Origin of the sequence: Izhakiella australiensis, assembly GCF_002006995.1 — a bacterium.
GTDB lineage: Bacteria > Pseudomonadota > Gammaproteobacteria > Enterobacterales > Enterobacteriaceae > Izhakiella > Izhakiella australiensis.
Genome location: NZ_MRUL01000010.1, coordinates 1 through 25,390, shown reverse-complemented (window position 1 = coordinate 25,390; position 25,390 = coordinate 1). Strand labels below are relative to the sequence as shown.

General features: G+C 51.6%; 24 protein-coding genes, 1 tRNA gene and 1 pseudogene. 17 read left to right on the top strand and 9 right to left on the bottom strand.

The annotated features are described in order from the left end of the window. Together BTJ39_RS14520 and pepA are read right to left on the bottom strand one after the other, a co-directional pair. On the bottom strand, window positions 1-459 hold the full coding sequence (locus BTJ39_RS14520; protein ID WP_078003417.1) for a DNA polymerase III subunit chi: 459 nt from the start codon (window positions 457-459) through the stop codon (window positions 1-3). Window positions 460-590: 131 nt separating this feature from the next. Then, entirely contained in the window at window positions 591-2,102 is a 1,512-nt protein-coding gene (gene pepA, locus BTJ39_RS14515; RefSeq protein ID WP_078003416.1) for a leucyl aminopeptidase, read from the bottom strand. Window positions 2,103-2,376: 274 nt separating this feature from the next. Here pepA and lptF point away from each other — a divergent pair, with 274 nt between their 5' ends. From lptF to BTJ39_RS14500, 3 genes are all read left to right on the top strand, one after another. After that, entirely contained in the window at window positions 2,377-3,477 is a 1,101-nt protein-coding gene (lptF, locus tag BTJ39_RS14510) for an LPS export ABC transporter permease LptF (protein ID WP_078003415.1), read from the top strand. Continuing rightward, window positions 3,477-4,553 carry an LPS export ABC transporter permease LptG gene (gene lptG / locus BTJ39_RS14505; RefSeq protein WP_078003414.1) on the top strand — a complete coding sequence of 359 codons (1,077 nt, stop codon included), beginning with the start codon at window positions 3,477-3,479 and terminating at the stop codon, window positions 4,551-4,553. Before lptF ends, lptG begins: the two co-directional genes overlap by 1 nt. A 307-nt stretch (window positions 4,554-4,860) precedes the next feature. Then, entirely contained in the window at window positions 4,861-5,232 is a 372-nt protein-coding gene (locus tag BTJ39_RS14500) for a hypothetical protein (RefSeq protein WP_078003413.1), read from the top strand. Window positions 5,233-5,709: 477 nt separating this feature from the next. Here BTJ39_RS14500 and BTJ39_RS14495 read toward each other — a convergent pair whose 3' ends face one another. The 4 genes from BTJ39_RS14495 to BTJ39_RS14480 form a co-directional block, all read right to left on the bottom strand. Further along, a complete protein-coding gene (locus BTJ39_RS14495; protein WP_422386040.1) occupies window positions 5,710-6,999 on the bottom strand; it encodes a DUF445 domain-containing protein in 1,290 nt (429 codons plus the stop codon). 17 nt (window positions 7,000-7,016) lie between these two features. Beyond that, a complete protein-coding gene (locus tag BTJ39_RS14490; RefSeq protein ID WP_078003412.1) occupies window positions 7,017-8,519 on the bottom strand; it encodes a helicase HerA-like C-terminal domain-containing protein in 1,503 nt (500 codons plus the stop codon). Window positions 8,520-8,617: 98 nt separating this feature from the next. Further along, window positions 8,618-9,433 carry an alpha/beta fold hydrolase gene (locus tag BTJ39_RS14485; RefSeq protein ID WP_078003411.1) on the bottom strand — a complete coding sequence of 272 codons (816 nt, stop codon included), beginning with the start codon at window positions 9,431-9,433 and terminating at the stop codon, window positions 8,618-8,620. A gap of 183 nt (window positions 9,434-9,616) precedes the next feature. Next, a complete protein-coding gene (locus BTJ39_RS14480) occupies window positions 9,617-10,126 on the bottom strand; it encodes a YjjA family protein (RefSeq protein ID WP_078003410.1) in 510 nt (169 codons plus the stop codon). A 279-nt stretch (window positions 10,127-10,405) separates the two neighbouring features. Between BTJ39_RS14480 and BTJ39_RS14475 the strand changes: the two genes are divergently transcribed. The 11 genes from BTJ39_RS14475 (at window position 10,406) to BTJ39_RS14420 (ending at window position 20,057) form a co-directional block, all read left to right on the top strand. Continuing rightward, window positions 10,406-10,490 (top strand) — tRNA-Leu (locus BTJ39_RS14475). 164 nt (window positions 10,491-10,654) lie between these two features. Further along, window positions 10,655-11,917 (top strand): tyrosine-type recombinase/integrase, encoded by a 1,263-nt coding sequence (locus BTJ39_RS14470; RefSeq protein ID WP_078003409.1) that lies wholly within the window; start codon window positions 10,655-10,657, stop codon window positions 11,915-11,917. A gap of 46 nt (window positions 11,918-11,963) precedes the next feature. Beyond that, entirely contained in the window at window positions 11,964-12,605 is a 642-nt protein-coding gene (locus tag BTJ39_RS14465) for a hypothetical protein (RefSeq protein ID WP_241825925.1), read from the top strand. A gap of 379 nt (window positions 12,606-12,984) precedes the next feature. After that, complete coding sequence (locus BTJ39_RS14460) at window positions 12,985-13,215, top strand: helix-turn-helix transcriptional regulator (protein WP_078003407.1); 231 nt, start codon at window positions 12,985-12,987, stop codon at window positions 13,213-13,215. Between the two features lie 107 nt (window positions 13,216-13,322). After that, a complete protein-coding gene (locus tag BTJ39_RS14455) occupies window positions 13,323-13,919 on the top strand; it encodes a host cell division inhibitor Icd-like protein (RefSeq protein ID WP_078003406.1) in 597 nt (198 codons plus the stop codon). Continuing rightward, window positions 13,912-14,103, top strand: coding sequence for a hypothetical protein (locus BTJ39_RS14450; protein WP_078003405.1), 192 nt, complete (start codon window positions 13,912-13,914; stop codon window positions 14,101-14,103). The genes BTJ39_RS14455 and BTJ39_RS14450 overlap by 8 nt, the downstream gene beginning before the upstream one ends. A gap of 179 nt (window positions 14,104-14,282) precedes the next feature. Next, a complete protein-coding gene (locus BTJ39_RS14440) occupies window positions 14,283-14,513 on the top strand; it encodes a hypothetical protein (protein WP_078003403.1) in 231 nt (76 codons plus the stop codon). A 53-nt stretch (window positions 14,514-14,566) separates the two neighbouring features. Next, window positions 14,567-14,932 carry a hypothetical protein gene (locus BTJ39_RS14435; protein ID WP_078003402.1) on the top strand — a complete coding sequence of 122 codons (366 nt, stop codon included), beginning with the start codon at window positions 14,567-14,569 and terminating at the stop codon, window positions 14,930-14,932. Window positions 14,933-14,972: 40 nt separating this feature from the next. Next, window positions 14,973-17,642: a toprim domain-containing protein gene (locus tag BTJ39_RS14430; protein WP_078003401.1), complete on the top strand. Its 2,670-nt coding sequence runs from the start codon at window positions 14,973-14,975 to the stop codon at window positions 17,640-17,642. Window positions 17,643-17,657: 15 nt separating this feature from the next. Continuing rightward, window positions 17,658-18,638, top strand: coding sequence for a phage integrase (locus BTJ39_RS14425; RefSeq protein ID WP_078003400.1), 981 nt, complete (start codon window positions 17,658-17,660; stop codon window positions 18,636-18,638). 1,224 nt (window positions 18,639-19,862) lie between these two features. Further along, entirely contained in the window at window positions 19,863-20,057 is a 195-nt protein-coding gene (locus BTJ39_RS14420) for an Ogr/Delta-like zinc finger protein (RefSeq protein ID WP_078003530.1), read from the top strand. 43 nt (window positions 20,058-20,100) lie between these two features. Here BTJ39_RS14420 and BTJ39_RS14415 read toward each other — a convergent pair whose 3' ends face one another. Next, window positions 20,101-20,334: a hypothetical protein gene (locus BTJ39_RS14415; RefSeq protein WP_078003399.1), complete on the bottom strand. Its 234-nt coding sequence runs from the start codon at window positions 20,332-20,334 to the stop codon at window positions 20,101-20,103. Between the two features lie 197 nt (window positions 20,335-20,531). Here BTJ39_RS14415 and BTJ39_RS14410 point away from each other — a divergent pair, with 197 nt between their 5' ends. From BTJ39_RS14410 to BTJ39_RS14400, 3 genes are all read left to right on the top strand, one after another. Continuing rightward, a complete protein-coding gene (locus BTJ39_RS14410; protein ID WP_078003398.1) occupies window positions 20,532-21,254 on the top strand; it encodes a hypothetical protein in 723 nt (240 codons plus the stop codon). 19 nt (window positions 21,255-21,273) lie between these two features. Further along, complete coding sequence (locus BTJ39_RS14405; protein WP_078003397.1) at window positions 21,274-22,572, top strand: P2 family phage major capsid protein; 1,299 nt, start codon at window positions 21,274-21,276, stop codon at window positions 22,570-22,572. Window positions 22,573-22,994: 422 nt separating this feature from the next. Then, window positions 22,995-24,263: a tyrosine-type recombinase/integrase gene (locus BTJ39_RS14400; protein ID WP_078003396.1), complete on the top strand. Its 1,269-nt coding sequence runs from the start codon at window positions 22,995-22,997 to the stop codon at window positions 24,261-24,263. Between the two features lie 102 nt (window positions 24,264-24,365). On the opposite strand, the pseudogene BTJ39_RS14395 reads toward BTJ39_RS14400, so the two are convergent. Both BTJ39_RS14395 and BTJ39_RS14390 read right to left on the bottom strand, forming a co-directional pair. Further along, a pseudogene (locus BTJ39_RS14395) lies at window positions 24,366-24,915 on the bottom strand (integrase core domain-containing protein); the annotation flags it as partial. Next, window positions 24,876-25,211, bottom strand: a complete 336-nt coding sequence (locus tag BTJ39_RS14390) for an HsdM family class I SAM-dependent methyltransferase (protein WP_241825924.1) — start codon at window positions 25,209-25,211, stop codon at window positions 24,876-24,878. The gene BTJ39_RS14390 and the pseudogene BTJ39_RS14395, both read right to left, overlap by 40 nt. Window positions 25,212-25,390 lie beyond the last annotated feature (179 nt).

Sequence of the window (25,390 nt, the reverse complement as noted above, 5' to 3'; positions counted from 1 at the left end):
CTATGTCGTTTGCGGCTGCTCAGGCGTGGCCGTATTCAAGTGGAAGCCGGCGGTGCGGTAGGCTTTATAGCGTTCACGCGCCTGCTGTTTCAAAGATTCTTCATGAGGAACAAAGTCTATCACTTCATAGAAAGCGGTGGCAAAATCTGCAAACTGCGGCAGCAGGCTGATCAGCAAATCACGCGGCGCATTGCCGCGGCGCTGAGGCCAGGCCAGTTCAACCGGCGCGCCGTAGCGCGGCCCTTCGCCCGCCAGGTTATGAGGAATAAACGCGCTGGCCGGACGCTGCCAGAGCGCCTCATCAAGCCGGTTAGCCTGCTGTTCGGATTCGCAGGCGATAAGCACCCGCTTACCTGCGCGCCAACGTTCGCCGGCCAGCTCGCACACCAGCGCTTCCACGGCGCTCAGACCGTCAGCGCTTTCGCTGGACTCCATCAGATAGAAGGTTGCGTTTTTCATATAGCAGCGGCCAGTTAATGAAGCGGGCGAGTCAGCGCCCGCCCGGTAGATTATGCCATTGTCCGGCTGGAGAGCTATCCGTCACCGCCAACGCTGGCGGCGTTGTCGGGGCGCGACCCCGACGAGCGGAATTACTCTTCGCCGTTTAGCCCGGCGCGGTTTAGCAAAAACTGCGACAGCAGCGCGACCGGACGACCGGTTGCGCCTTTGGCTTTGCCGGAACGCCAGGCGGTGCCTGCGATATCGAGATGCGCCCAGTTATATTTGCGTGCGAAGCGCGCCAGGAAGCAGGCGGCGGTAATCGCGCCGCCGGGACGTCCACCGATATTCGCCATATCGGCAAAGTTGGATTCCAGCTGTTCCTGATACTCATCGGCGATCGGCAGACGCCAGGCGCGATCGCCTGCCTGCTCCGACGCGCTTACCAGCTCATGGGCCAGCGGGTTATGGTTCGACATCAGGCCGCTGATATGGTGGCCAAGCGCGATAACGCAGGCGCCGGTCAGCGTGGCGACATCGATTACCGTTTCCGGCTCAAAGCGTTCAACGTAGGTCAGCACGTCGCACAGTACCAGGCGGCCTTCGGCATCGGTATTAAGCACTTCAACCGTCTGTCCGGACATGGTCGTCAGCACGTCGCCGGGCCGCATGGCGCAGCCGTCAGCCATATTTTCACAGCCAGCCAGCACGCCGATGACGTTCAGCGGCAGATTGAGCTCCGCCACCATGCGCATTACGCCGTAAACAGAAGCCGCACCGCACATGTCGTATTTCATTTCATCCATCGCTTCGGCTGGCTTGAGCGAAATACCGCCGGCGTCAAAAGTCAGGCCCTTACCGACCAGCACCACCGGACGGGCGTCCGGCGCCGGGCTGCCTTTGTATTCGATGACCGACATCAGCGATTCGTTTTGCGAGCCGGCGCCCACCGCCAGGTAGGAGTGCATGCCAAGCTCTTTCATCTGCTGTTCGCCGATAACCCGGGTGGTGATATTTTTATTGAAGCTGTCGGCCAGCTGACGCGCCTGCGAGGCCAGGTAGGCTGCGTTACAGATATTCGGCGGCATGTTGCCCAGATCTTTTGCCGCTTTGATCCCGGCGGCAACGGCCAGGCCGTGCTGAATGGCGCGCTCACCGCTGGTCAGCTCGCGACGCGTCGGAACGTTAAACACCATTTTACGCAGCGGGCGGCGCGGTTCAGTTTTATTGCTTTTCAGCTGGTCAAACGAATAGAGCGTCTCTTTTGCGGTTTCCACCGCCTGACGTACCTTCCAGTAAGTATTACGCCCTTTAACGTGCAGCTCGGTCAGAAAACAGACCGCTTCCATTGAACCGGTATCGTTAAGTGTATTAATTGTTTTCTGCACAACCTGCTTATACTGGCGTTCATCCAGTTCACGCTCCTTACCGCAGCCAATCAGCAGGATGCGTTCGGAAAGAATGTTTGGCACGTGATGAAGCAGCAGCGTCTGACCCACTTTGCCCTCCAGTTCACCACGGCGCAGCAGGGCGCTGATGTAGCCATCGCTGATCTTATCCAGCTGTTCAGCAATCGGTGACAGACGGCGCGGTTCGAAAACGCCAACCACAATACAGGCGCTGCGCTGTTTTTCCGGGCTACCGCTTTTTACACTGAACTCCATGCATTCTCCTGAATCTTAAAGACAACGGCGTTTGCTGCAGATAGAATGGTACGTTTTAGTGCTGCATATTGCCATTGTAATAAACCGCCGTTGATTAAACGGACATCTGGTGGCGCAAAGTGTTAAAATTTTGGCACACATTAACACCACCAGAACGTATGCGTTGTCATACTATTCCAGGACGACAACGGCCATTGATGAGAAAAAATGGCGAATAAGCGATGAAACTAGCGATTTTCCTGCAAAAAGACAAGTTTTCACAGGCGTACTCAGCGTGATCATCATTAGATATTTGATTCGGGAAACTTTTAAAAGCCAGATGGCCATCCTGTTCATCCTGCTACTGATCTTCTTTTGCCAGAAGTTAGTCAGGATACTGGGCGCTGCCGTCGATGGCGATATTCCCACAAACCTGGTTTTGACCCTTATGGGACTGGGTGTACCACAAATGGCGCAGTTAATACTGCCCCTTAGCCTGTTTCTGGCAATTTTAATGACCTTCAGCAGGCTATACACCGAAAGTGAAATCACCGTGATGCACGCCTGCGGGCTGGGCAAATCGGCGCTGGTAAAAGCCGCGTCGGTGCTGATGGTGGTTACGGCGATTATTGCCGCCGTCAACGTCGCCTGGATAGGACCGTGGTCGCAGCGTTATCAGAGCGAAGTGACGCAAAACGCCAAGGCGAATCCTGGCGCTGCAGCGCTGGTCGCCGGTCAGTTCCAGACCACCAATGATGGCAATAGCGTACTGTTTATTGAACGGGTCAAAGGCAACGATTTTGAGCATGTTTTCCTCGCTCAGCTGCAGCCAAAAGGCAACGCCAGGCCCTCGGTGGTGATGGCCGATCGCGGCGTGATGACCCAGCGACCTGACGGTTCGCAGCTGGTTACGCTGGATAAGGGCACGCGCTTTGAAGGCACCGCAATGCTGCGCGACTTCCGCATTACCGACTTCCAGAATTATAAAGCGATCATCGGGCACGAAGCGGTGCCGCTCGATCCGAACGACGCCGAACAGGCCGACTTCAAAACGCTATGGCACTCTGATAAACCGGAGTTTCGCAGCGAGTTTAACTGGCGTCTGACGCTGATATTCTCAGTATTCGTCATGGCGCTGATGGTGGTGCCGCTCAGCGAGGTAAACCCACGTCAGGGGCGCGTGCTGTCGATGCTGCCGGCTATGTTGCTGTATCTGATCTTCTTCCTGCTGCAAAGCTCAATACGCTCAAACTCGGCCAGAGATCACCTGAGCGCATTCCACTGGATGTGGGGAGTAAACCTCATTTATCTGGCGTTGGCGCTGATACTTAACGCCTGGAATACCGTACCGATGCGTCGCATTCGCGCACGCTTTAAACGTAGGGGGAGCGTTTAATGTTTGGCGTACTCGACAGGTATATCGGGAAAACCATTTTTAATACCATCATGGCGACGCTATTTATGCTGGTGTCGCTGTCCGGCATTATCAAATTTGTCGATCAGCTGCGTAAAACCGGCCAGGGCGACTACACTGCGCTCGGTGCGGCGGCGTTTACCCTGCTGAGCGTTCCGAAAGACATCGAAGTCTTCTTCCCCATGGCCGCGCTGCTGGGTGCGCTGCTGGGGTTGGGCACGCTGGCGCAGCGCAGCGAGCTGGTGGTTATGCAAGCCTCGGGCTTTACCCGCCTGCAAATTGCCGGTTCGGTAATGAAAACTGCCATCCCGCTGGTACTGCTGACCATGCTGATTGGCGAATTCGCCGCGCCGCAGGGCGAGCAAATGGCACGTAGTTATCGTGCTCAGCAGCTGCTCGGCGGTTCGCTGGTCTCAACCCAGAACGGGCTGTGGGCGAAGGACGGCAACAGCTTTATCTTCATTCAGCACATTAGTAACAACAGTACCCTCGAAGGGATAAATATCTACAACTTTAACGATAACCGTCGGCTGGAAACGGTGCGTTATGCCGCCTCGGCTAAGTACAATCCCACAACCAAAGAGTGGGACCTGTCGCAGGTCGATGAATCGAATCTGACCAATCCGCAGCAGGTCACCGGCAGTCAGACCCTGAAAGGTGAATGGAAGAGCTCGTTGACGCCAGATAAGTTAGGGGTTGTAGCGCTTGATCCGGACTCGCTATCAATTCGCGGCCTCTATGATTACGCCAAATACCTCAAGCAAAGCGGTCAGGAAGCCGGTCGCTACCAGCTTAATATGTGGAATAAAGTGTTTTCGCCGCTTTCCGTTGCGGTAATGATGCTGATGGCGCTGTCGTTTATCTTTGGTCCGCTGCGCAGCGTGCCGATGGGCGTGCGTGTCGTCACCGGTATCAGCTTTGGCTTCGTTTTCTTCGTGCTGAACAACATCTTCGGCCCGCTGAGCCTGGTATATGGCCTGCCTCCGTTTATCGGTGGTTTGTTGCCAAGCGCGGTGTTTTTGGCTATCAGTTTGTTTATGTTGGTTAAGCGCAAATAAATCTGGCTTCAGTGGGGGCTTTCGCCTGCCGGCGGGGGATTTATTCACCTTTGGTGGGTTGTTTATTTCACCTGCGGTGGACTGTTCCGTTCGCCTGGCAGGCTGCTTTCAACTGCGGTGGATGCTTCGCTCACCGCCGGTGGGTTGTTCCGTTCGCCTGCCAGGCAGGTGGTTTATTTGCCCGCCGCTGCGGGCGACCGGCAAGGGGCCATCAAACGTCATGGCCCCTTGACCCCGGACTTCCGGCAGTTTCTGCGTGGCTGCGCCCTTCCCTCACGCATGTAGCCCGCCGTACGGGCCGTTCGCGATGCGCTCCCGACGCAGCGCTTACTTTCGCCGCATCCCTGCGGCTCACCCTGGCGGGCTTCATGCGTTCGGCGCAGAAAAGCCTGTTGGCGCAGGGTTGCTAAAACGGCATCCGTTTTTAATCGATCACGGCGTTGGGGCTGGTTTGTTGCTGTTCACCTGCGGTGGACTGTTCCGTTCGCCTGGCAGGCTGCTTTCAACTGCGGTGGATGCTTCGCTCACCGCCGGTGGGTTGTTCCGTTCGCCTGCCAGGCAGGTGGCTTATTTGCCCGCCGCTGCGGGCGACCGGCAAGGGGCCATCAAACGTCATGGCCCCTTGACCCCGGACTTCCGGCAGTTTCTGCGTGGCTTCGCCCTTCCCTCACGCATGTAGCCCGCCGTACGGGCCGTTCGCGATGCGTTCCCGACGCAGCGCTTACTTTCGCCGCCTCCCTGCGGCTCACCCTGGCGAGCTTCATGCGTTCGGCGCAGAAAAGCCTGTTGGCGCAGGTTAGTGGGAAACGGCATCCGTTTTGGTCGATAACGGCGTTGAGCACAGATTTGCTGAAATAACATTCGTTTTTTATTAAAAAGCAAAAACCAGGTTGCTGGCGTCCAGTTCGGCGCAGACCTGGTTTATTTACTTAAAGCGATGAATAAGTTTGCGAGGGAGGAGAAGGCCCGGCTGATTTCAGCAGGCTCGCGGCCAGGGATGGCTGCGCGCCAGGCCACACGGACGTGCTTGAGCCGGTGCGGAAAGCTTACGGGCCTTCTGCGACTTGGGCACCGGGCTTGCAGCAATGAGGGTCTGCTGCAAGCCTGTGCGATGGCGTATTTTGCTCGCTGCTGTGGGGCATTTGCGGATTAATGGTTATAGCCAGCGCGGCAGAAAGGTGGAGATTAAAAACAGCAGCAGGCCAATAAAACCGCCGACCAAAGTGCCGTTGATGCGGATGCGCTGTAAATCTTTACCGATGTTTAGCTCGATTTGATGGGCCATATCGCCCGCATCCCAGCTTTTTACCGTATCGCTGATATGGCGGGTGAGAAAAGCGGAGAAGTCCGGCGCGGCGCGCTCGGCGGCGTTTTCCAGGTGCTGATTGAGAGATTGTCGTAGTACCGGGTCGTCGCGCAGCGTTTCACCGAACCACTGCGCGGCTTCGCGTAATCGGGTGTTAACTACCGAGTCCTCACTCGTTAAATCCTGTTTCAGCCAGTCACGCAGCTCGTCCCAGAGCTGACGAATATAATGGTTTAGCGCTTCATCTTCTTTCAGGTAACGCTTAACGTCTTCTGCGCGCGCTGCCATTTCCGGATCGCTGCGTAAGCGCGTAATAAATTTATTCACGCTGCGGTTAAACGCCTCGCGCAGGGCGTGCGTGCGGTCCTGTTCGACGTGGCTCAGCATTGATTCAACGGCATCGGCTGCCAGCACGGCACTTTTTTCTCCCAGCCATTCACTGGGGAGCACTTTTTCTTTCCACGGGTGATCGCGTTTCAGCCATGCGACGACTTCTTTAGCGATAAAATCGTGGGTTGCCGGCTTATTCATCAGGTGGAGCACTTGCTTCAGAGCATCATCCAGCAGAGCCTGGTGGCGGTCGTTGCGCGTCAGACTTTCAAGGATTAGCGCCGCGGACTGGCTGAGATCGACCTTGTCGATCGCCCGATGTACCGCACGGCGGATAAAGTCCTGAATGCGGCTATCGTCCGCCATATCAAGAAACCCGCGCATGACGCGCAGCAGATAGCCGCTCAGTCGCTGGGCATTATCCGGTTCGCTCAGCCAGCGAGCGGCCAGCTGTGCCGGATCGTAACGGCGGATCAGCGACAGCAGCGAATCGGCGTTGAGAAATTTATCCTGAACAAAAGCCGCAAGATTATCGGCAATACGCTCTTTATTATTCGGAACGATCGCAGTATGACGGCCGATAAGCGGCAGCGGAATGTGGTGAAAAAGGGCGCTTACGGCAAACCAGTCGGCAAGCGCGCCCACCATTGCCGCTTCGGACACTGCTTTCAGCGCCCCCAGCCACAGCCGGTCGCCGGGGTAAAAACCTGGATAAATAAGCGTAAAAAGAAAGGCGGCCGCTGCCGCCAGTAGCATCAGGCCGGGCCATAGCTTGGCCCGGCGTAGTTCGCGTTCTTTATTATCCATCATCCGGTATAAAACGTTCCTCAGCGACGACGCCCGCCCATCAGGCTGCCCAGCACGCCGCGTATAATCTGGTTAGCTATCTGGCGCGAAGCGCTTTTCGCCACGCTTTGCACGATACCATCGCGCTTGCCGCCGCGCGGCCCGGTAGTACCGAACAAAATATCTTTCAGACCGCCAAGTATGCCGTCGTCCACTTTTACACTGCTGCCTTTGGCCGGCGGCGCATCGGCTTGTTCGCTGGCATGCTGAACCCCTTTAGCCAGCTTTTCAAAGGCTGATTCGCGGTCAACGACCTCATCATATTTGCCGGAGAGCGGCGAATGATTAATCAAACCATTGCGTTCATCATCGCTGGCAGGCCCCATACGCGAGGCCGGAGCAATAACCATCGCACGCTCAACGATACCCGGACTGCCTTTCGCATCGAGAAAAGAGATCAACGCTTCACCGGTACCCAGTTGCTGAATGGCTTCCTCACTATCGAAAGCTGGGTTAGTGCGCATGGTCTGCGCGGCGGCTTTTACCGCCTTCTGATCTTTAGGCGTAAAAGCCCGCAGCGCGTGCTGAACGCGGTTGCCCAACTGGCCCAGCACGTTATCCGGTATATCCGAGGGATTTTGCGAAACAAAGTAAATGCCGACGCCCTTGGAGCGGATCAGGCGGATAACCTGCTCGACTTTTTCCAGCAGTACCGCCGGCGCATCGTTAAACAGCAGGTGTGCTTCGTCAAAAAAGAACACCATTTTAGGTTTATCAAGATCGCCAGCCTCCGGCAGATGCTCATAAAGTTCGGCCAGCATCCACAGCAGGCTGGTCGCGTACAAGCGAGGCATCTGATACAGCTTTTCCGCCGCCAGAATATTAATAATGCCGCGGCCATCGGCATCGGTACGCATCCAGTCACGGATATCCAGCATCGGTTCGCCGAAAAAGTATTCCGCACCCTGCTGCTCCAGCGTCAACAACCCGCGCTGGATGGCGCCGACCGAAGCCGCATTGATGTTACCGTATTGCGTCTGAAATTCTTTGGCGTTATCGCCGATATATTGGGTCATGGCGCGCAGATCTTTAAAGTCCAGCAGCAGCAGTCCCTGATCGTCGGCGATGCGGAAAATTATCTGTAATACGCCGCTTTGCACCTCGTTAAGGTTCAGCAGCCTCGCCAGCAAAATCGGCCCGAGATCGGATACCGTCGCTCGCACCGGATGACCCTTCTCGCCGAAGATGTCCCAAAGCACGACCGGATTGCCAGCCGGTTGCCAGTCGGTAACGCCGATGCTCTCAAGCCGGGCGCTGAGTTTATCCGACGCGCTCCCCGGCTGCGAAATACCGCTGAGATCGCCTTTGACATCCGCCATAAATACCGGCACGCCGATGCCGGAAAAGCTCTCCGCCAGCTTCTGCAAGGTCACGGTCTTGCCGGTGCCGGTAGCGCCGGTTATCAGACCGTGGCGGTTAGCCATCGCGGGCAGCAGCTCCAGCTGTTTTTCTGTGGTGCGGGCAATCAATAATGCTGAGCTCATAGTACCGATCCTTGATAAAGGTAATGCTTCAAGAATAGCAGGTTAGCGCAGCGAGGAGAGTGTGCATAAGTCTGGTTATTGCGCTAAATAGTCCGGCGCTAAGTGTTACGTTTCAGCGTTGAACGGATAAAATCCGTCATGCGCTTTATTACCTGCTGCTTATTGGTTTCATTAAAAATCTCATGCCGGGCGCCAGGCCAGATTTCAGCGTCAAAAACGCTGCCGCGCAGCTTATCAATGGCAGGCTGCGTTTCGGCCAGCAGCACCAGTTGGTCATCTGAACCATGCATCCATAACAGTGGAAGCGCGCCAACGTTTGCTCCGCCGCTGATACGAACCAGCGCGTCCTTGAAGGCATTGAGCGTAGGACGCTTAAACGGGCCGTGCCATACCAGCGTATCGGCCTGATAAGCGGCGCCGACGGCGGGATCCCGCGACAGCGTGCGGGTATCCAGCGGCGTATCCGGGATGGTCTCCAGCGCCGCGAGATCGGTAATCGCCGTTCTTTCCCCTAACAGCGGCCCGGACAGCACCAGGGCGCTGATGCTGTCAGGATGACGCTGCACGTAACGCGTCGCTATCATGCCGCCCATCGAATGACCGATAACCACCAGCGGTAAATCCGCAAACTGAGAACGCAGGGTAAACACCGCTTTGTGGACGTCATCGACCACGGCATCTACATCCTCAATCAGCGCGCGCTCACCCTGAGACAGGCCGTGCCCGGTATGATCCGGGCCAAAAACATAGCCGCCGCATTCGCCGAGTTTATCTGCCACGTGATGATAGCGGCCGAGGTGTTCACCATAGCCATGCACCAGTAACGCAAGAAAACGCGGCTGCTTCACCGGCCAGCAATAGACGGCCAGCTCGCCTTTGTGCCCCTGAATATAACGGAGTTTGTAATCGATCATGGTTATCCCCTTGTCGTTTTTAAGGATAAGATGATGAACAGGCTAACCCGGTGTCTTTTGATTATTGATGCCGCAACGCGGCTAGCTGGGGGAGACAGCACCAACGCATTGGCATATAGAGAAAAGAAATGCGCGCCGCAGTCAGCGAGGATGCCGCGCCTCGGCGCGGCATGAGGAAAGTCATCAGGAAATAAACTGCTTACCCTGTTTCAGCACCAGATCGCAGGCTTTGGTTTTTACTTTTTTCGCCAGTGATGTCTGGCCAAGACTGTTGAGATTTACCTGCTGATTGTCGCCGGTATTCAGCAAGCCCATCAGCCCCTGCTTATAATCCTGTTTCTGCTCTGCCTGGCTGTCATTCGCCAGACCAAGCTTGCCCAGCAGCTTATCTTTCACTGAGTCTGCATTATTATCGACAATGTTGTTTTGCACGCAGTACTGCAAAATCCCGGCAGCATTGGTCATGCTGTTAGAACTCAGGGACTGGTTACCGCCGTTAAGCAGGCCGGTCAGCGAGGACAGTGAGCCTCCCGTCTGCTGCTGCGAGGAAGAACCGGACGAGCTGTTGCTGCCGCTTTTCAGCGAGTTGGCCGCGTTATTGAGCTGGTCCTGCCAGCTTGCCGCCGAAACCTGACTGGTCAGCAAAACAGAAGAAAGAGAAAAAACCGCCACCAGTCCTGTAGATATTTTCATGCTAATCACCTTAATAACGTCCTTTACACCACCCGGCGGGCGGCCATACGCACTTTCCAACTGGGACTTTAGTCAATCATGCTAAGTTCCGCAAAACTGCGGCAAATGATGTCGTTAGCGCTGCTAATCAGATTACTCTTAGCTGGTAGTTGTCTAAATAGCGGTAATCAGTGTGACCTGCGCGCAAATTTTCAGCACTCAGCGCCACCGCAGAGGGATAGTTGTTGCGCCAGCAGGGGGTAACGGTATAATCCACAACGTTTTCCGTATACCTTCAGTGCCGAAGTGGCGAAATCGGTAGACGCAGTTGATTCAAAATCAACCGTAGAAATACGTGCCGGTTCGAGTCCGGCCTTCGGCACCATTAACACTTCTTTTGACGTTCCTTGAAGTCTGCAATTCTAGAAAAAATCCTTAAAAACAAGCAAGTTAACGTATTTCATGGTCTTTGTTGGTCTCTTGTGGTCTACCCTCTTTTGGGGGCATAATCGGGGGCATGTCAATTCGATCAGGATTTGTGCCCCCAAAATGAAACTCAACGCTCGCCAGATAGAGACCGCAAAGCCGAAAGAGAAAGCCTATAAAATGGCTGATGGAGGTGGCTTGTATCTTGAAGTCTCCCCTAAAGGTTCCAAGTACTGGCGTATGAAATATCGCCGCCCATCTGACAAAAAGGAAGATCGGCTCGCTTTTGGTGTATACCCGACGATCACTTTGGCTGAGGCTCGGGGCAAGCGCGATGCAGCAAAGAAATTGTTGTCTCAGGGCATTGACCCCAAAGCCGAGCAAAAGGGGGCACAAGCTGAAATTGAGGGGGCATATTTATTTGAGACTATCGCAAGGCAATGGCACGCAAGTAACCTAACCTGGAGCGAAGATCATAGCCGTCGCGTTCTGCTGACGCTTGAGCAGTATATTTTCCCCTCGATAGGTCAAATTGACGCCAGAACACTGAGAACCAGCCAGCTTCTCAATCCGATCAAAGCTGTCGATACGGCAGGTAAACATGATGTTGCGCAGCGACTGATGCAGCGCGTAACCGCAATTATGCGTTTCGGTGTGCAGAATGACCTTCTTGAATCAAATCCTGCCAGTGATATGGCTGGAGCGCTTTTAAGCGTTAAGGCGACCCATCATCCAGCGCTACCCCCAAAAAGAATCCCTGAGTTTCTTGAAAGATTATCGCGCTATAAAGGGCGACTAATAACACGGCTTGCCGTTGAATTAACGCTACTCACATTTATTCGTTCAAGTGAGATGCGTTTTGCTCGCTGGAGTGAAATTAACTTTGAACGAAGTGAGTGGACGATACCCGGAATTCGTAAGCCTATTCCCGGCGTAAAACACTCTGAGCGTGGGATGAAGATGAAAACTGAACATATTGTTCCGCTTAGCAAACAGGCATTTGATATTTTTAAACGTTTACATGCCTTGAGCGGCAAAGGCGAGGTTATATTTCCCAGCGATCACGACCCTAAAAAAGTAATGAGTGAAAATACAGTAAATAGCGCCTTGCGTGTAATGGGATATGATACGAAAACAGAAGTATGTGGGCATGGCTTCAGAACTATGGCGCGTGGTGCACTAAGCGAGTCGAAACTATGGAATGATGATGCCATTGAAAGACAACTAAGCCACGTTGAAAGAAAACACGTGAAAGGTTCATATATGCATACTTCTGAGTATATTGAAGAAAGACGATTAATGCTGCAATGGTGGGCTGATTACATTGATGCCAACAAGAATTGCGCTATTACACCATATGATTTTGCGCGCGTTCACGGGAAATAGTTTAAGTAATACCTTAATTTTAAAGTTATGAATAGCTACGGGGGAGATGATGGATAACGTAAATACAGACGATAAATATTTTTATTTTAAACGATTAACTTACCTTATGCCGCATGAAGTTGCATTGGTAATGTACGGGTTTGACTATGATGTTAGCGAGAAGGATTTATCTTCTGAGCAGTTAAAAGATGTCCACAAGTTAAGGTCTGCTATAACAAGAAATATACAGCTATTTGATGAGTATAAAAATGTTAGTGCTAAAAAAAGAATAGAAGCCAATTTAGTATTAACGGCGGCATACATCTTTCAAAGGGAAGATATTGTACCTTTAGAGGTTAAAGAAAGAATAAATGTCGCTGTGCAGCAGATAGTAAAAGATAAAGATTGGGCTAATGTCTTAATCACATTAGGTGGTAATGAGTTGTATGAGGTTGGGAAAAGGCTCAGAAATAACGGCAGAGGGCAATATCGTAAAGAGGATGAAGACAATAATAATTGGAAGTTGATTGCATTGTTAATAGAACTATTGAGTAAATATGGGAAAGCAAGCTATACGGATTTAAGCGTGATCTACAATGACATTATCTCATTATGCCAAGAACGTAACATATCCCTAGAGGGAATAAAACAAGCGACTTTTTATAAGAAAGTAAAAATTGCGAGGGATATTATTAAGTATGGCAAATAAGTTATTTATTAGATTAATTGTTCTGTTCAATGCTTCTGCTTAAGGATAGGGAGCTATAAAGGGTGATAACGGGTGGTAAGGGGCTAATAGAGCTTTATAAGCCTCTATAAATCCCTACAAGCCTCTCAGGAGGTGTGAGTAAAGAGGTTTGTTTTTAAGAGGGTTATTCGATAACCATTTGATTTTTAGGAAGTAGAGCATTTGTTTAGTACTTAGTTTTCGTCGCTTTATCTGAAAATTCAATTCCATTACGTTTCAATAGAATTCAACACTTTTCAATAGAATCACATATCATTTCAATAGATTCCATTATCGCTAGAATCCGTTATTCCCTGCGTTTACAGTCATTGTGTACTTGAGAAGAACACAAGGAATCAGCATGGAATATACGAACAATCAAGATATTTATCAGACCCTTATATCCGCAAAAGAAGTTTTACGTCGTGTGCAACGTAGCAAAGCCTGGCTATATAAGCAGCTTTCTAAGAATGCTTTCCCACGCCCGGTTAAAATTGGAACCCGCGCAATTTCATTTATTGAAAGCGAAGTCGATCACTGGATTAAAGAGCAAATATCTGCATCACGTGGTGGCAGGTATGAACAGCGCTAATGAAAAAGCCCGCCAGCAAGAACTGACGGGCTTGGGAAGTATCTCCCCATATGGTTTTCACTTGAGCCGGAAAACCTTACATGAAGTGCAACTAAACCGAGATCATTATGACATACGCTAAAAATAATAGGAAATACCGTTTGACAACTGCGCCTGATGGATTGCAGAATCCAGACGTTGCCCCTCAATGGGCAACCGGGATTAGCAGCCCGTGTATGTTATCGGCGACGACAGACGCGCCATGCGTCTTTTTTTACGTCGCAACCAACGCCACAGTGCGCCATTTTATGGCGTGGTGTTACGTATCCGGTACAGGTTTGAATCGCTCTTTCCTGCGCCTTTCGTTACACTATGCCGCCTTGTCAATGGTAGCTCAGGCGGGGCAGCTTTCGGGCTGGCCGGTTTCCGATAACGCCGGTACTGCTAACCCCGTCTGGGCTATCGCCATCATGAAGATTAGCAGCTTCGGCGATAGCAATGATTATGTTGTTATCGGAGGTTGCCTTATGGCTACTACCCCAATTCACTCACATCCTCAGTTTGTCTGGCTTTTTCTCGCTGTACGCCGTTCTGACGTGTCGGCTAAACCCCACCGCGAGGAAGTCACTGCCCCTGATTTCATGAGCGCACGACGCACCATAGCGCGTGATTTTGTTGCCTCCTTTGCTGGCCGTCTGCCGGTTCGTGAGGTGGCTCATGTTTAAACTGCTTATCACCCTGATTAATCACGAAGCTGGCGACCGGCGCGAACTGGTTCACAATGGCCGCTATAAAACCCGCGAAGCTGCATGGAATAACGCAAAGAAAATGGCGTATATCCATAAGAATGCCACCGGCACCGTAACACATGAATGTATTGTGAAAATTGCGGAGGCCGGAAATGTATAAACTTTTCATTACCTGCCGTAACGTTATTACGGGCGAAATAAAAAATTATCAGAGCACGCAGAAATATAAATCATCCGCTAAGGCGGTGAAAGCGGCCTGTAAGATGGCTGATGTTATTACCTGCAACGGAAAATATGCTGATGATAATGAATACACAGTAACGGTCGGGAAGGTGAAACATGGCTGATATCTTTCGCGGTAAACTAAAGAGGAATAAATCTTATCAGGTTTCCGGTTATGCGGTGACGCGCAAAGGTCTTACGCGCAGCGCACAGGTGACGGTTGAGGCGCTTAATCGCGATGATGCAATAATCCGGGCTACGGCTCAGTTACGCTGGGAAGGATTAACGCATTTTAAAGCGCTTAGGGTGCTGGAAATAACCACGCCTTTATTCAGCATTCCGCGCTGATAAACCGATAAGCTATTTAAAGATTTTATGACCGTAAATGGTCAGGGGGTTTTATGTCTCAAATTAATTTAAATGTGAATGAAAAACAGACTAACCGTCGCCAACCATATAACCGTGATTATTGCTGGTTGTTTTCTGAGGACAGTAATGATCGCCTCGAAAAAGTAATTGATATTACCGGAATGGTTGAAACACTTCTTGACGCCAAAGCTGAAATGAAGTGTGACAATGTAATTCTTGCAAAGCAAATGGGAAGCCTTTTCTCCATTCTCTACGGGGAGCTTCTTTCAATCAAGGCTGATTTATGCGAGCCGGGCGGGATATTTTCACAAAATGATATTCAGAACGGACTTGAATTAATCCGGGGATGCCGAACCAAAAATATTGAAGATAACGAAGATACAGACGGGAATCTTTAAAACAAAAAGCGCCGTAGTGAGCGGCGCTTAAGGATTTTATATGAACAGAAAAGATTTACGCCCGGAAATCATAAAGCGACTGGTGCATGATTTCAAGTTTAAAGAGCAAAATGGCTATTTGCGCTCGGGTATTTGTCCTGAATGTAACAAGAAAGAACTCTTTACCAGCATGGAAAATCCATGGGTGCTGCGTTGTGGCCGTGAAAATAATTGTGGCGCTGATTTGTCAGTTAAGTCGCTCTACCCTGAATTATTTAATTCATGGTCAGATCGCTATGAGAGCACGCCTGAGCAGCCTTTTGCCGCTGCGGAAGCCTATCTGAGGGAAGCCAGAGGGCTGGATACTTCCCGGTTAAAGGGGTGCTACACGCAGGAAAGCTACCATAAGGGCGGTATGGGAAGTGCAACTGTTCGCTTTGCCCTGTCTGATGGTATCTGGTGGGAGCGGATTATTGACAAGCCAGAACGCTTTGATCGTAAGGCTAACTTCCATGGTAAATATGCCGGTCACTGGTGGGTTCCGCCAGCGCTGGACATGGCTAACGTCCGTTGCCTCTGGCTGACAGAAGGAATTTTTGATGCCATAAGCCTTTATCAGAATGATACTCCTGCTGTTTCCATTATGACTGCTGGTAACTACCCGGAAGCTGCGCTTAAAGCGCTTGCTCAACTATACCAGGGCAAAGAAAAGCCGTTTCTCGTCTGGGCGCTCGATAACGGTAAAGCAGGGGAGTCTGCTATACGCCGACATGTGGCCCGGAGTCGTGAACAAGGCTGGAAAGCCGTTGCCGCACTTCCGGCGCAAGGCAGCAGTAAAGCCGACTGGAACGATCATCACCTGACCGGCAAGTTAACCAAACGCCACCAGAAAGAATATCGCTATTACGGTGATCTACTTCTGGCCGAGAGCGCCAGGGATAAGGCGCTTCGCATGTTTGAACATAATGAACGCCCTGAATTTCACTTTGAATACGGGAACAGCGTGTACTGGTTTAAGCTGGATATTGAGCGCCATATGAGAGCGGTAGAGCGCATTATGGGGGAACGTAATATTCGTGATGAGCGTGAGGCCCGGAGTGTTGCACTCAAGGAGTCTGGCGCAATTAAGGAGATTGCTAACTGCAATCCGACACCGCTGTATTTTATGCGTTCGTCAGTGACTGACGAGTCCTGGTACTATTTCCGTATTGCCTTCCCCGGAAATACGCCCGCAGTGAAAGACTCCTTTACCGCAGCGCAGATTTCTTCGGCCTCTGAATTTAAAAAGCGTCTTCTCCATGTGGCAAAAGGTGCTCTTTATACCGGAACCAGCCAGCAGCTTGACGGCCTGATTAAAAAGGATCTGCCAAGGATTAAAGAGGTAAAAACACAGGATTTTATTGGATATAACAGGGACTGGAAGGCATGGATATTTAATACGCAGGCGATACATAACGGCAAAGTTTATTCGCTGAACAGTGAGGATTACTTTGAGATCAGCGGGATGAATATCAAGACTCTGAGCCGCTCTCCGGTAATCAATATTAACCCGGATGAAAATTCCCTTTCATTCGGCTGGGTTGATGATATCTGGACGGCCTTTGGTGAAAATGGCTATATCGCGCTGGCATTCTGGCTGGGAACATTCTTCGCTGAACAGATACGTGAACAGCAGGCCAGCTTTCCCTTTCTGGAAATTATCGGTGAGCCGGGAACAGGAAAATCAACGCTTATTGATTTTCTCTGGCGGCTCTGTGGCCGGGACAGTTACGAAGGTATTGACCCCTCAAAAGGTTCCGTTGCTGGCATTTATCGCAATTTTGCTCAGGTGGCAAACCTGCCTGTCGTGTTGCTTGAAGGCGATCGCGCTCAGGACACAAAGAAGCTGCGGGGATTTGATTTCGATGAACTGAAACCACTATATAACGGGCGAGGCTTGCGGGTGCTGGGTGTTAAGGCCAATAACAACGAAACCAGAGATCCACCATTCAGGGGGAGTATTGTCATTGCGCAAAACGCCACTGTTAACGCCTCCCCAGCGGTACTGGAGCGCATTATTCATATTTTTACGGATAAACGGCGCCAGTCTTCACTGACCAGAGCGGCGGCTGAGCGCCTTGAGCGCCTGCCAGTTGATCAGGCATCTGGCTTCATGATCCGGGCGGTATGCCGGGAAGGTGAGATACTGTCTGTTGTGCAGGAAGTCTTTGAGGCCGAAAAAATCAGACTGGAACAGCACCCTGATATTCGTCATATCCGTATCGCCAAAAACCATGCCCAGATGATTGGTTGTGTGAGGGCACTGGCCTGCGTTCTGGATATCCCGGCAGGGCGTCTCGATCGCACCTGCGAACAGCTTACCGTGATGGCCGTGGAACGGGTTAAATCTCTGGAAGCCGACATTCCCGTTGTCCGTGAGTTCTGGGATGCCTTTGATTATCTTAATAGCCTGGAGCGTTTTGGCGTCAATCATTTTGGGAAAGATAATCGCGACGAGATCGCCATTAACTTCCCTCACCTGATGCGTGTGGCTGCTATGCAGCGTGTCAATATCCCTCCGGCGAAAGAGATCCAGGATTACCTGAAAAGCGGGCGTATGCGGCCATGTACAGGCCAGAAGACGGTAAGGAGTAAGGTTTCCGAGCTGGCAAATCAGGGGCGTGGCGAAGCTGGCCCGAAAGAGCCTGAGCAGGTGAAATGCTGGATTTTCAAAGTGCCGGGCGCTCAGTAGCAGAGGGACAGTAATATGACCATAAAAAAACGGACTGACGGGCGTTATGAAGTCGATATCTATGCCAGAGGACGCAGCGGTAAGCGCTTTCGCAGGATATTTGACAGGAAACAGGAGGCTGTGCTCTTTGAGCGCTATGTCATAGCGAATGCCGAAAAAAAAGAGTGGCTGGGCGCGAGTGTTGATCGCCGAACCTTAACCGAGTTGTTAGACACCTGGTGGCTGCTGTACGGTCAGACGCAGGAAAACGGCGAAACAGAAAAGCGGCACCTGAATAAGACGATCAGGGCGCTGGGGGATCCGGCTGTTAATCGGTTGAGCAAACGCACGATTGCACAGCACCGTAGCCAGCGGCTTGAAGATGGGATAAGCGCAGCTACGATCAACCGCGATATATACCGGCTTTCCGGCATGTTCAGCACTTTGATCAAAATGGAAGAGTTCAGTAAGGAAAACCCCTGCAAGGGGCTTGAACCACTGAAAGAAACACCCCCAGCCATGACCTATCTAACCAAATCAGAGATCGGCAGATTGCTGGAAACGTTGACCGGCGACGATCGGCGCGTAGCACTGTTGTGCCTCAGTACAGGCGCACGCTGGGGCGAAGGCAGCACGCTACGGGGTGAGCAGGTTAATCACGGGCGCGTGACGTTCCTCAAGACCAAAAACGGGAAACGGAGAATAGTGCCGATATCGGAAGAACTGGAGAGTGAGATCAAGACCAGTGACACCGGGCCGCTGTTCCGGGTTGATTATGAAAACTTCTGCGAACGGCTCAGAGAGGTTAAGCCCGATTTACCACGCGGGCAGGCCACGCATGTGCTCCGGCATACGTTCGCAAGCTGGTTCATGATGAACGGGGGCAATATTATCGCCTTACAACAAATTCTTGGCCACGCCAGTATCCAGCAGACAATGGTTTATGCGCATGTAGCGCCTGACTATCTGCAACATGCCGTCTTGCTTAATCCTTTCTCAGGCGGTATCAGCCTCTGAATGACCGGCCGATTGGCCGGTTTACTCCTTTCCTCCGCAGCGTAGAAGTATTGCCCCATTTTCAGGCTGTTCTGTATTTGCCCTCAGCTGGCACTGTCGTTTCTGACTTTCCTGCAGCACGGTTAAAAATGACTGTACTCGATGTATGGCCAGCACCGCCATAAATGGCAATCTTTGCCGGAGTGGGGCTATCACTGGACAACTGGCGAAATGACCAAACATTTAACAGAAAAGAATCCTTTAATTAAAGAATGGTGGATTTTCCAGAATTTGAGGGGGGGGTATCGGAAACGGGTTACAAAAGTTACAAAGTAAAGATAAAGAACTATTATATTGATTTATATATCATTTTATCTAAATCCAAAAAGTTACAACCGGGTTACGATCGGGTTACTCTGTAACCTTATCTCAGGTTACAATTTTAAATCTTAACTGTCTGATTTTATTGGGTGTAACTTTTATGGGACTTTTTGTAACCTCTCAAGGGTTACAAAGTTAATTGATTAAAATCATATGATTAAGTGATTTTTTTTGTGACTGTAACCGTTGTAACCCGCTTCCGTGACTTCCCCTGGTTTTTGAGAAAAAAGCTCTTTTCCTGTTAATGTTTTATTAACAACCACGGATGAAAATTCTTTATGGGTGGTGGCCTCCTGCGTCACTCATAGGTGTTTATTTCAGCCTGTATTACAGCCTCCGCGACGGGTGCAATTTTGTGGCTTTTTAGCCTGATTCCCCCGGTTTCTGGCACTGCACAATAGTGCACAAATTTGCACAATTTTTTTGATGGTGTTTATGCCCTTTCCGCCCGCCGCTGGCGCTGGCTGAGGCCGGATCGCCAGATGCACGAAAAATGAGGTGAATGTCGCGCGCAGGTGACGGGGGAACAGCCCACGCGACGGGGCGCGAGACGGTGAGCCAGTAATATTTTGCCGTCAGAATCAATGTCCGTGTTGTGAGGCTCATTTCAGAACGGGGATCATGCGCGGCAGCACGACTGAGGCTGCGCCTCTCACAGTGGCTTACACGCGCTGAATGAAGATGAAATTATTTTTCCACAGGCTGCCCGCAGGCTGGAGGAACCTCCCCACACGGGGCGTGTGGGCTGGTGAATAATTTTGAATGGATTGCTGCAAAGATTTTTATTACAGGCCGGGTGTTGTTGATATGCCCTGCCTGAATAATAATAACGGCGAGTTCAACTCCCACAGGGGAGCTATCATCATGTTTCGTTGTCCCTTCTGCGGCGCTATGGCCCGCACCCGTACCAGTCGCCGCCTGAGCGATCACACCATACGCCAGTATCATCAGTGCCAGAACCTGGAATGCAGTGAGAGCTTTACCACCCTGAACGCCTTTGAACGCCGGGTCAGTAGTCGTGACGCACCGGCGACGCTTCCGCCTGCGGCGGGAGATTGAAGCGTCAATGAGTGCCGTTCCCCCGTCCGTTACGGGCGGGGTGTTATCCTTCCCTCGCATTACCTGCCAGCACGTCACTTATCAGGGTATCCAGACTCTGATAACGGCCCGCACTGCTGTTTAAGGCCTGCTCCATGCCCTGCCGGGCCAGTCTTATCACACACCCTGAATAGCTGAGCGAATGCTGTTCGCACAGTCTGCGGATTTGTTCGTCCAGTTCGTGGGGGACTCTGACCGCACGCAGTACGGATTTACCGTTTCTCGCCGGGCTGTACATGGTTTTCCTGCCTTTGTCAGTGCTCTGTGTCCGGCATTATCCGGTGATTATTTTGCCCTGTTATACAGTTTCGGGTCTGGCCTGCGGCTGACAACAAAAGCGCCGCGACATCCCTTCTGATTCTGGTGAACCATAAAGACCATACCGGCAGGCAGAGTGCGTGCCGTGGTAACTGTATTACATCAGGAATCAGGACTATGAAAATGACACCCGAACTTACCCGACTGGCAGAGAACGCCGCGACAGTGCGCCTCGAATTTGACGAGGCATATGGCCTGCTGCAAGCGAAACAGGCCACCGTGCAAAACCTGCTGGATACCCGTCAAAAGCTGGAGGAAGAAGCGGGCAGGCAGTCTGACGGATGGGAGCAGAGTCTGCTGGCGTCCGGTGGCGTTGAAAGTGAAGACTCAGACAAAGCCACGCTGCTTGCCAGCCTGGCAAAAGAGAAGCTGGGGCGTATCTCCCCGCTGATTGATGCGGCCCGCGTGGAAGTGCTTAAGCTGCGCTATGACGCGGCTGAAAAGGCCAGACGCTATGATTTTGCCTGGCGTGAACTGAGTACCGCGCTCATTCAGCCGGAGTGTGAAGCCCTGCTGAACAGCCTGCGCGACTCGCTGGTGATTGTGCGCGGTCTGTTTGCGCTTTCCCCGCTCCCCGCTCATGACTTTGATAACCTGCTTGGCTCGCTGGTCAGGGATATCACCCGCGAGAATAACCTCACCCCCGCCCGCGACTATCTGGCTGCGGTGGCAGACGACAGCGAAAATGCGCTTCATCTCTGGCCGGGTTCATTCCCGGAAAACATGCGTAACATCATGCGCCGCTCGCCGTCTGGCGCACAGATGGCGATGGCACGTAATGACCCGGAGAAGATGCGTGCGCTTGCCGATGGCCGCGAGCCGTGCAAGGGCATGGGCTGATAACTGAGAGGATAATGTTATGGACTTTGCAACACGTATCCGGGCGCTCATTCAGCGTAACAGGCAGTTTGCGAGCGGTGCCTCACCGAAGGACAAAATTCTGATGGAGCAGGAAAATAAGAAGCTGGAAGCCGAACTTCACGGACGGCATGACGGCGGGCACTCAGGGCAGCGGTTTTCTGCGGGCGAGGTGGGTAATTCTTCAGATCCTGATATTTTCCTGCCCGGGCCTTCTGGTAACAATGAGGCTCTGCCGCAGCCGGTCATGCTGGCCGGCGAGAGGCCCCGCGCAATGGCGACGGTTGTCACGCGCGTTATTGAAGCTCTGACTAACGAAGAAAGCGGTTCAATCGATCTTACGTCAGGCTTTGTGTCAATCAATCACAGTAATACCAACCCGTCCCCGGTGCAGTCCGGGGCGCTGGCGGCGAACTACAGCGCGGAATTTCTGACCCGGATTAACGTCACCCCCGTGAAAGACGCCGAAGGGGAAAGCGTTATGGTGGGTTCAGGCGGATCGCTGGCCTATGTCAGCAATGGCAGTACGCGCCGGAATCCACAGGCCGGGGCTGCACTGAAACCCCACCGCTACCAGTGCCAGAAGGTCAACTTTGATACCTGCATTTCATATGACGAACTGGATGCGTGGGCGCATCTTGAAAATTACCCGGAACTGGCTAAGGCGGCGGTCGATCAACAGCGCAACCTCGATCGCCTGTTAATCGGTTTTAACGGTACGCACTACGCCTACCTGTCCAGCCCCGAAAAGTATCCGAAGCGTCAGGATTGCGGCGTGGGCTGGCTGGAGAAGTACCGCCAGGAAGCGCCGGAGAGGGTTATCAGCGGGCTTTCAGTTGCAGGACGCAATGAAGACGGGCGGATCATCTCGCACGGCGATTACGGCACCGTTGACGCCCTTGTACTGGATGGCTGGCAGTCGGCCATTAGTCAGCAATACCGTATGGATCTGGTGTCGGTATGCAGCATGAATACCCTTTTCAACAAGGAGTATCCGCTTGTGAATGCCGTGGCACCCAATCAGCCAAACAAGGAAATGCTGGTCAATCAGATCCTGCTGAACAACCCGACGCTGGGCGGACTTCCCGCCGTTCCTGTGCCGCATTTCCCTGACAACGCGGTACTGGTAACGTCCCTGCGAAACCTTTCCCTGTACTTCCTGAAAGGAGGCGGCAGGACGCTGGCGAAGAATGAGCCGGAATTTAATCGCCTGGCGGTTTATGAGTCGTGGAATGAAGCCTATATGGTGGAAAGATACGAGGCCGGTTGCCTGATTGACAGTATTTCATGGGGGAGCTAAAACGCTGGATCTGATAGGGGGCAACAGCCCCCTTTGTTCTGGTATGGATCCCTGACACGGAACCAAACCAATAATCACACCATTATTTGATTGAAAAACAACCAACTTGGTAAGGCTGAAATATCAATGGGGGCACAAAAGGGGGCATATTTAAGTCTTTGTGTTTTTAATTTCATTTAAAACAACTGATTATGTATTATTTTGATTCCGGCCTTCGCACCATCGGAACATCAATAGACGTCAACGGACGTCTTTTTTTATGCCTGAAATCCGCGCTCCACAAGGCTTTACCCGCTTTCCTCCTCAACTAAAGTCAACCTAACTCAACCCACATCAACAAGCTTGTGAGTATACTAATGAGTATATTTGCCGATTCGATATTGCTTGTATACTCACGAGATACCAATGGAAGGAGGACCATTATGGCCCTAACGGATACTAAAGTTCGTTCTGCGAAACCTGAGGAGAAGGAGTATTCACTTGTTGACGGCGACGGCATGTCCCTACTTGTAAAACCCAGCGGTTCAAAGTATTGGCGATTTCGTTTCCGTTTTGGTGGTAAACAACATTTGATGGCGTTCGGCGTTTACCCGGATGTTTCGCTGGCGGATGCCAGGAAGAAAAGGGAAGAGGCCAGAAAGCTGGTAGCTGCTGGTATCGATCCTCGTGAGCATAAACGTGCTGTGAAAGAAGAGCAGGCGAAAGAGATTATTACTTTCGAGAAGGTTGCCAGAGAGTGGCTCGTGACCAACCAAAAATGGTCGGAAGATCATGCTTATCGCGTAAAAAAGAGCCTGGAGGACAATATCTTCCCGGCAATTGGTGCTCGCAATATTGCAGAGCTGGGTACCCGCGATCTGTTAATTCCCATTAAAGCCGTAGAGACATCTGGACGTCTTGAAGTGGCTTCACGCCTTCAACAGCGCACCACGGCTATCATGCGTTATGCAGTGCAAAGCGGGCTGATTGATTACAACCCTGCGCAGGAGATGGCTGGAGCCGTCGCATCTGGCAATCGACAGCATCGCCCAGCGCTGGAGTTAAAGCGCATCCCTGAGTTACTTGCGAAAATAGACAGCTATACAGGCAGGCCGCTAACCCGCTGGGCAACGGAACTCACTCTGCTTATCTTTATTCGTTCCAGTGAGCTACGTTTTGCTCGCTGGTCAGAAATCGATTTTGAAACGTCAATGTGGACCATCCCACCTGAGCGAGAGCCTATTCCTGAAGTGAAGCATTCTCAGCGAGGCTCAAAGATGCGTACACCGCATCTGGTGCCGCTTTCAAAGCAGGCGCTGGCGATCCTGAAGCAGATAAAACAGTTCTGTGGCGAACATGAGCTGATCTTTATTGGCGATCATGATCCGCGTAAGCCAATGAGTGAAAACACCGTAAACAGTGCGCTACGGGTGATGGGATATGATACTAAGGTTGAGGTTTGCGGCTACGGTTTCCGTACAATGGCCTGTAGTTCGTTAATAGAGTCAGGACTATGGTCGAAGGATGCGGTGGAAAGGCAGATGAGCCATATGGAACGCAATTCGATAAGGGCGGCGTATATCCATAAAGCGGAACATCTGGATGAGCGCAAGCTGATGTTGCAGTGGTGGGCTGATTTTCTGGATGCGAACCGGGAGAAAGGGATTACGCCGTTTGACTATGCGAAGATCAACCGGGGTAATGGTGAGTGAAATGTTTATTAGTGTTGTACCTTTGAGTCTAAACTAAACGCGGCTGTATTAGCTCAGACCTGATCTGACAGTTACCGGTTATTTATACAGGTGTCTGTCGGATTAAATCTGGTTCAGATTCTTTTCTGCCCAGACTCGTTTCCCATCAAGTAAAGTGGCCATTGGCGTACGCCCGCAGCACATTTTTCCCTGATGAGTTCGCTCATTATTGTAATGCCACAGCCAGTTGTCCAGATCCGTCTGAAGGCTTTCCAGGTCGCCGTATAACTTTTTGCGGAACGTAACCTGATAAAAATCCTGCAAAATGGTTTTATGGAAGCGCTCGCAGATACCGTTCGTCTGCGGAGACATCGCTTTCGTTTTCGTATGGTCAAATATCGTTGATAGCCAGATACAACTGGTAATCATACTGTTCCACTTTACCACAGTACTCCGTACCCCTGTCTGTCAGTATTCTCAGCATCGGCAGCCCCTGAGACTCGTAGAACGGCAGTACGCGATCATTGAGCAGGTCGGCAGCGGTGATCGGCGTTTTACTCGTATACAGCTTGCAGTGTGCCACTTTCGAATACGTATCCACGAACGTCTGCTGGTAGATACGGCCCACACCTTTCAGATTACCAACATAGAAGGTGTCCTGTGAGCCCAGATACCGGCCTTGCTCCCAAATGGTGGGTTGGCAAGAATAAGATCGGCGGGCTGTAGCCCATTTGCATCATCCGTCAGTGCATCGCCGTATATGACCTTGGCATCGAGGCCATTAAGAAACGTATTCATCAAACATATTCGACGCGTATTTTTTTCAATTTCAACGCCTTGATATTTTGGGGGCGTTTTCGCGTATGCCTGTTCTGTATTTTCGGAATGAATAAACTGGTCCGCTGCAATTAGAAATCCGCCACTTCCAACCGCAGGGTCCTGAATTATCTCACCCAATTTTGGTTTCATGGCTCTGATCCCTTCCCAATATCAGTGCAGGGGTAAATCAGAGATCCTGACTTTTTGATCCCTTCCCAATATCAGTGCAGGGGTAAATCAGAGATCCTGACTTTTTTGGAGACTTCGGATAAATTCCTCCGGAGTCCGGTTATTTAATGATGAATGCGGTCTTTCACGGTTATATTCCT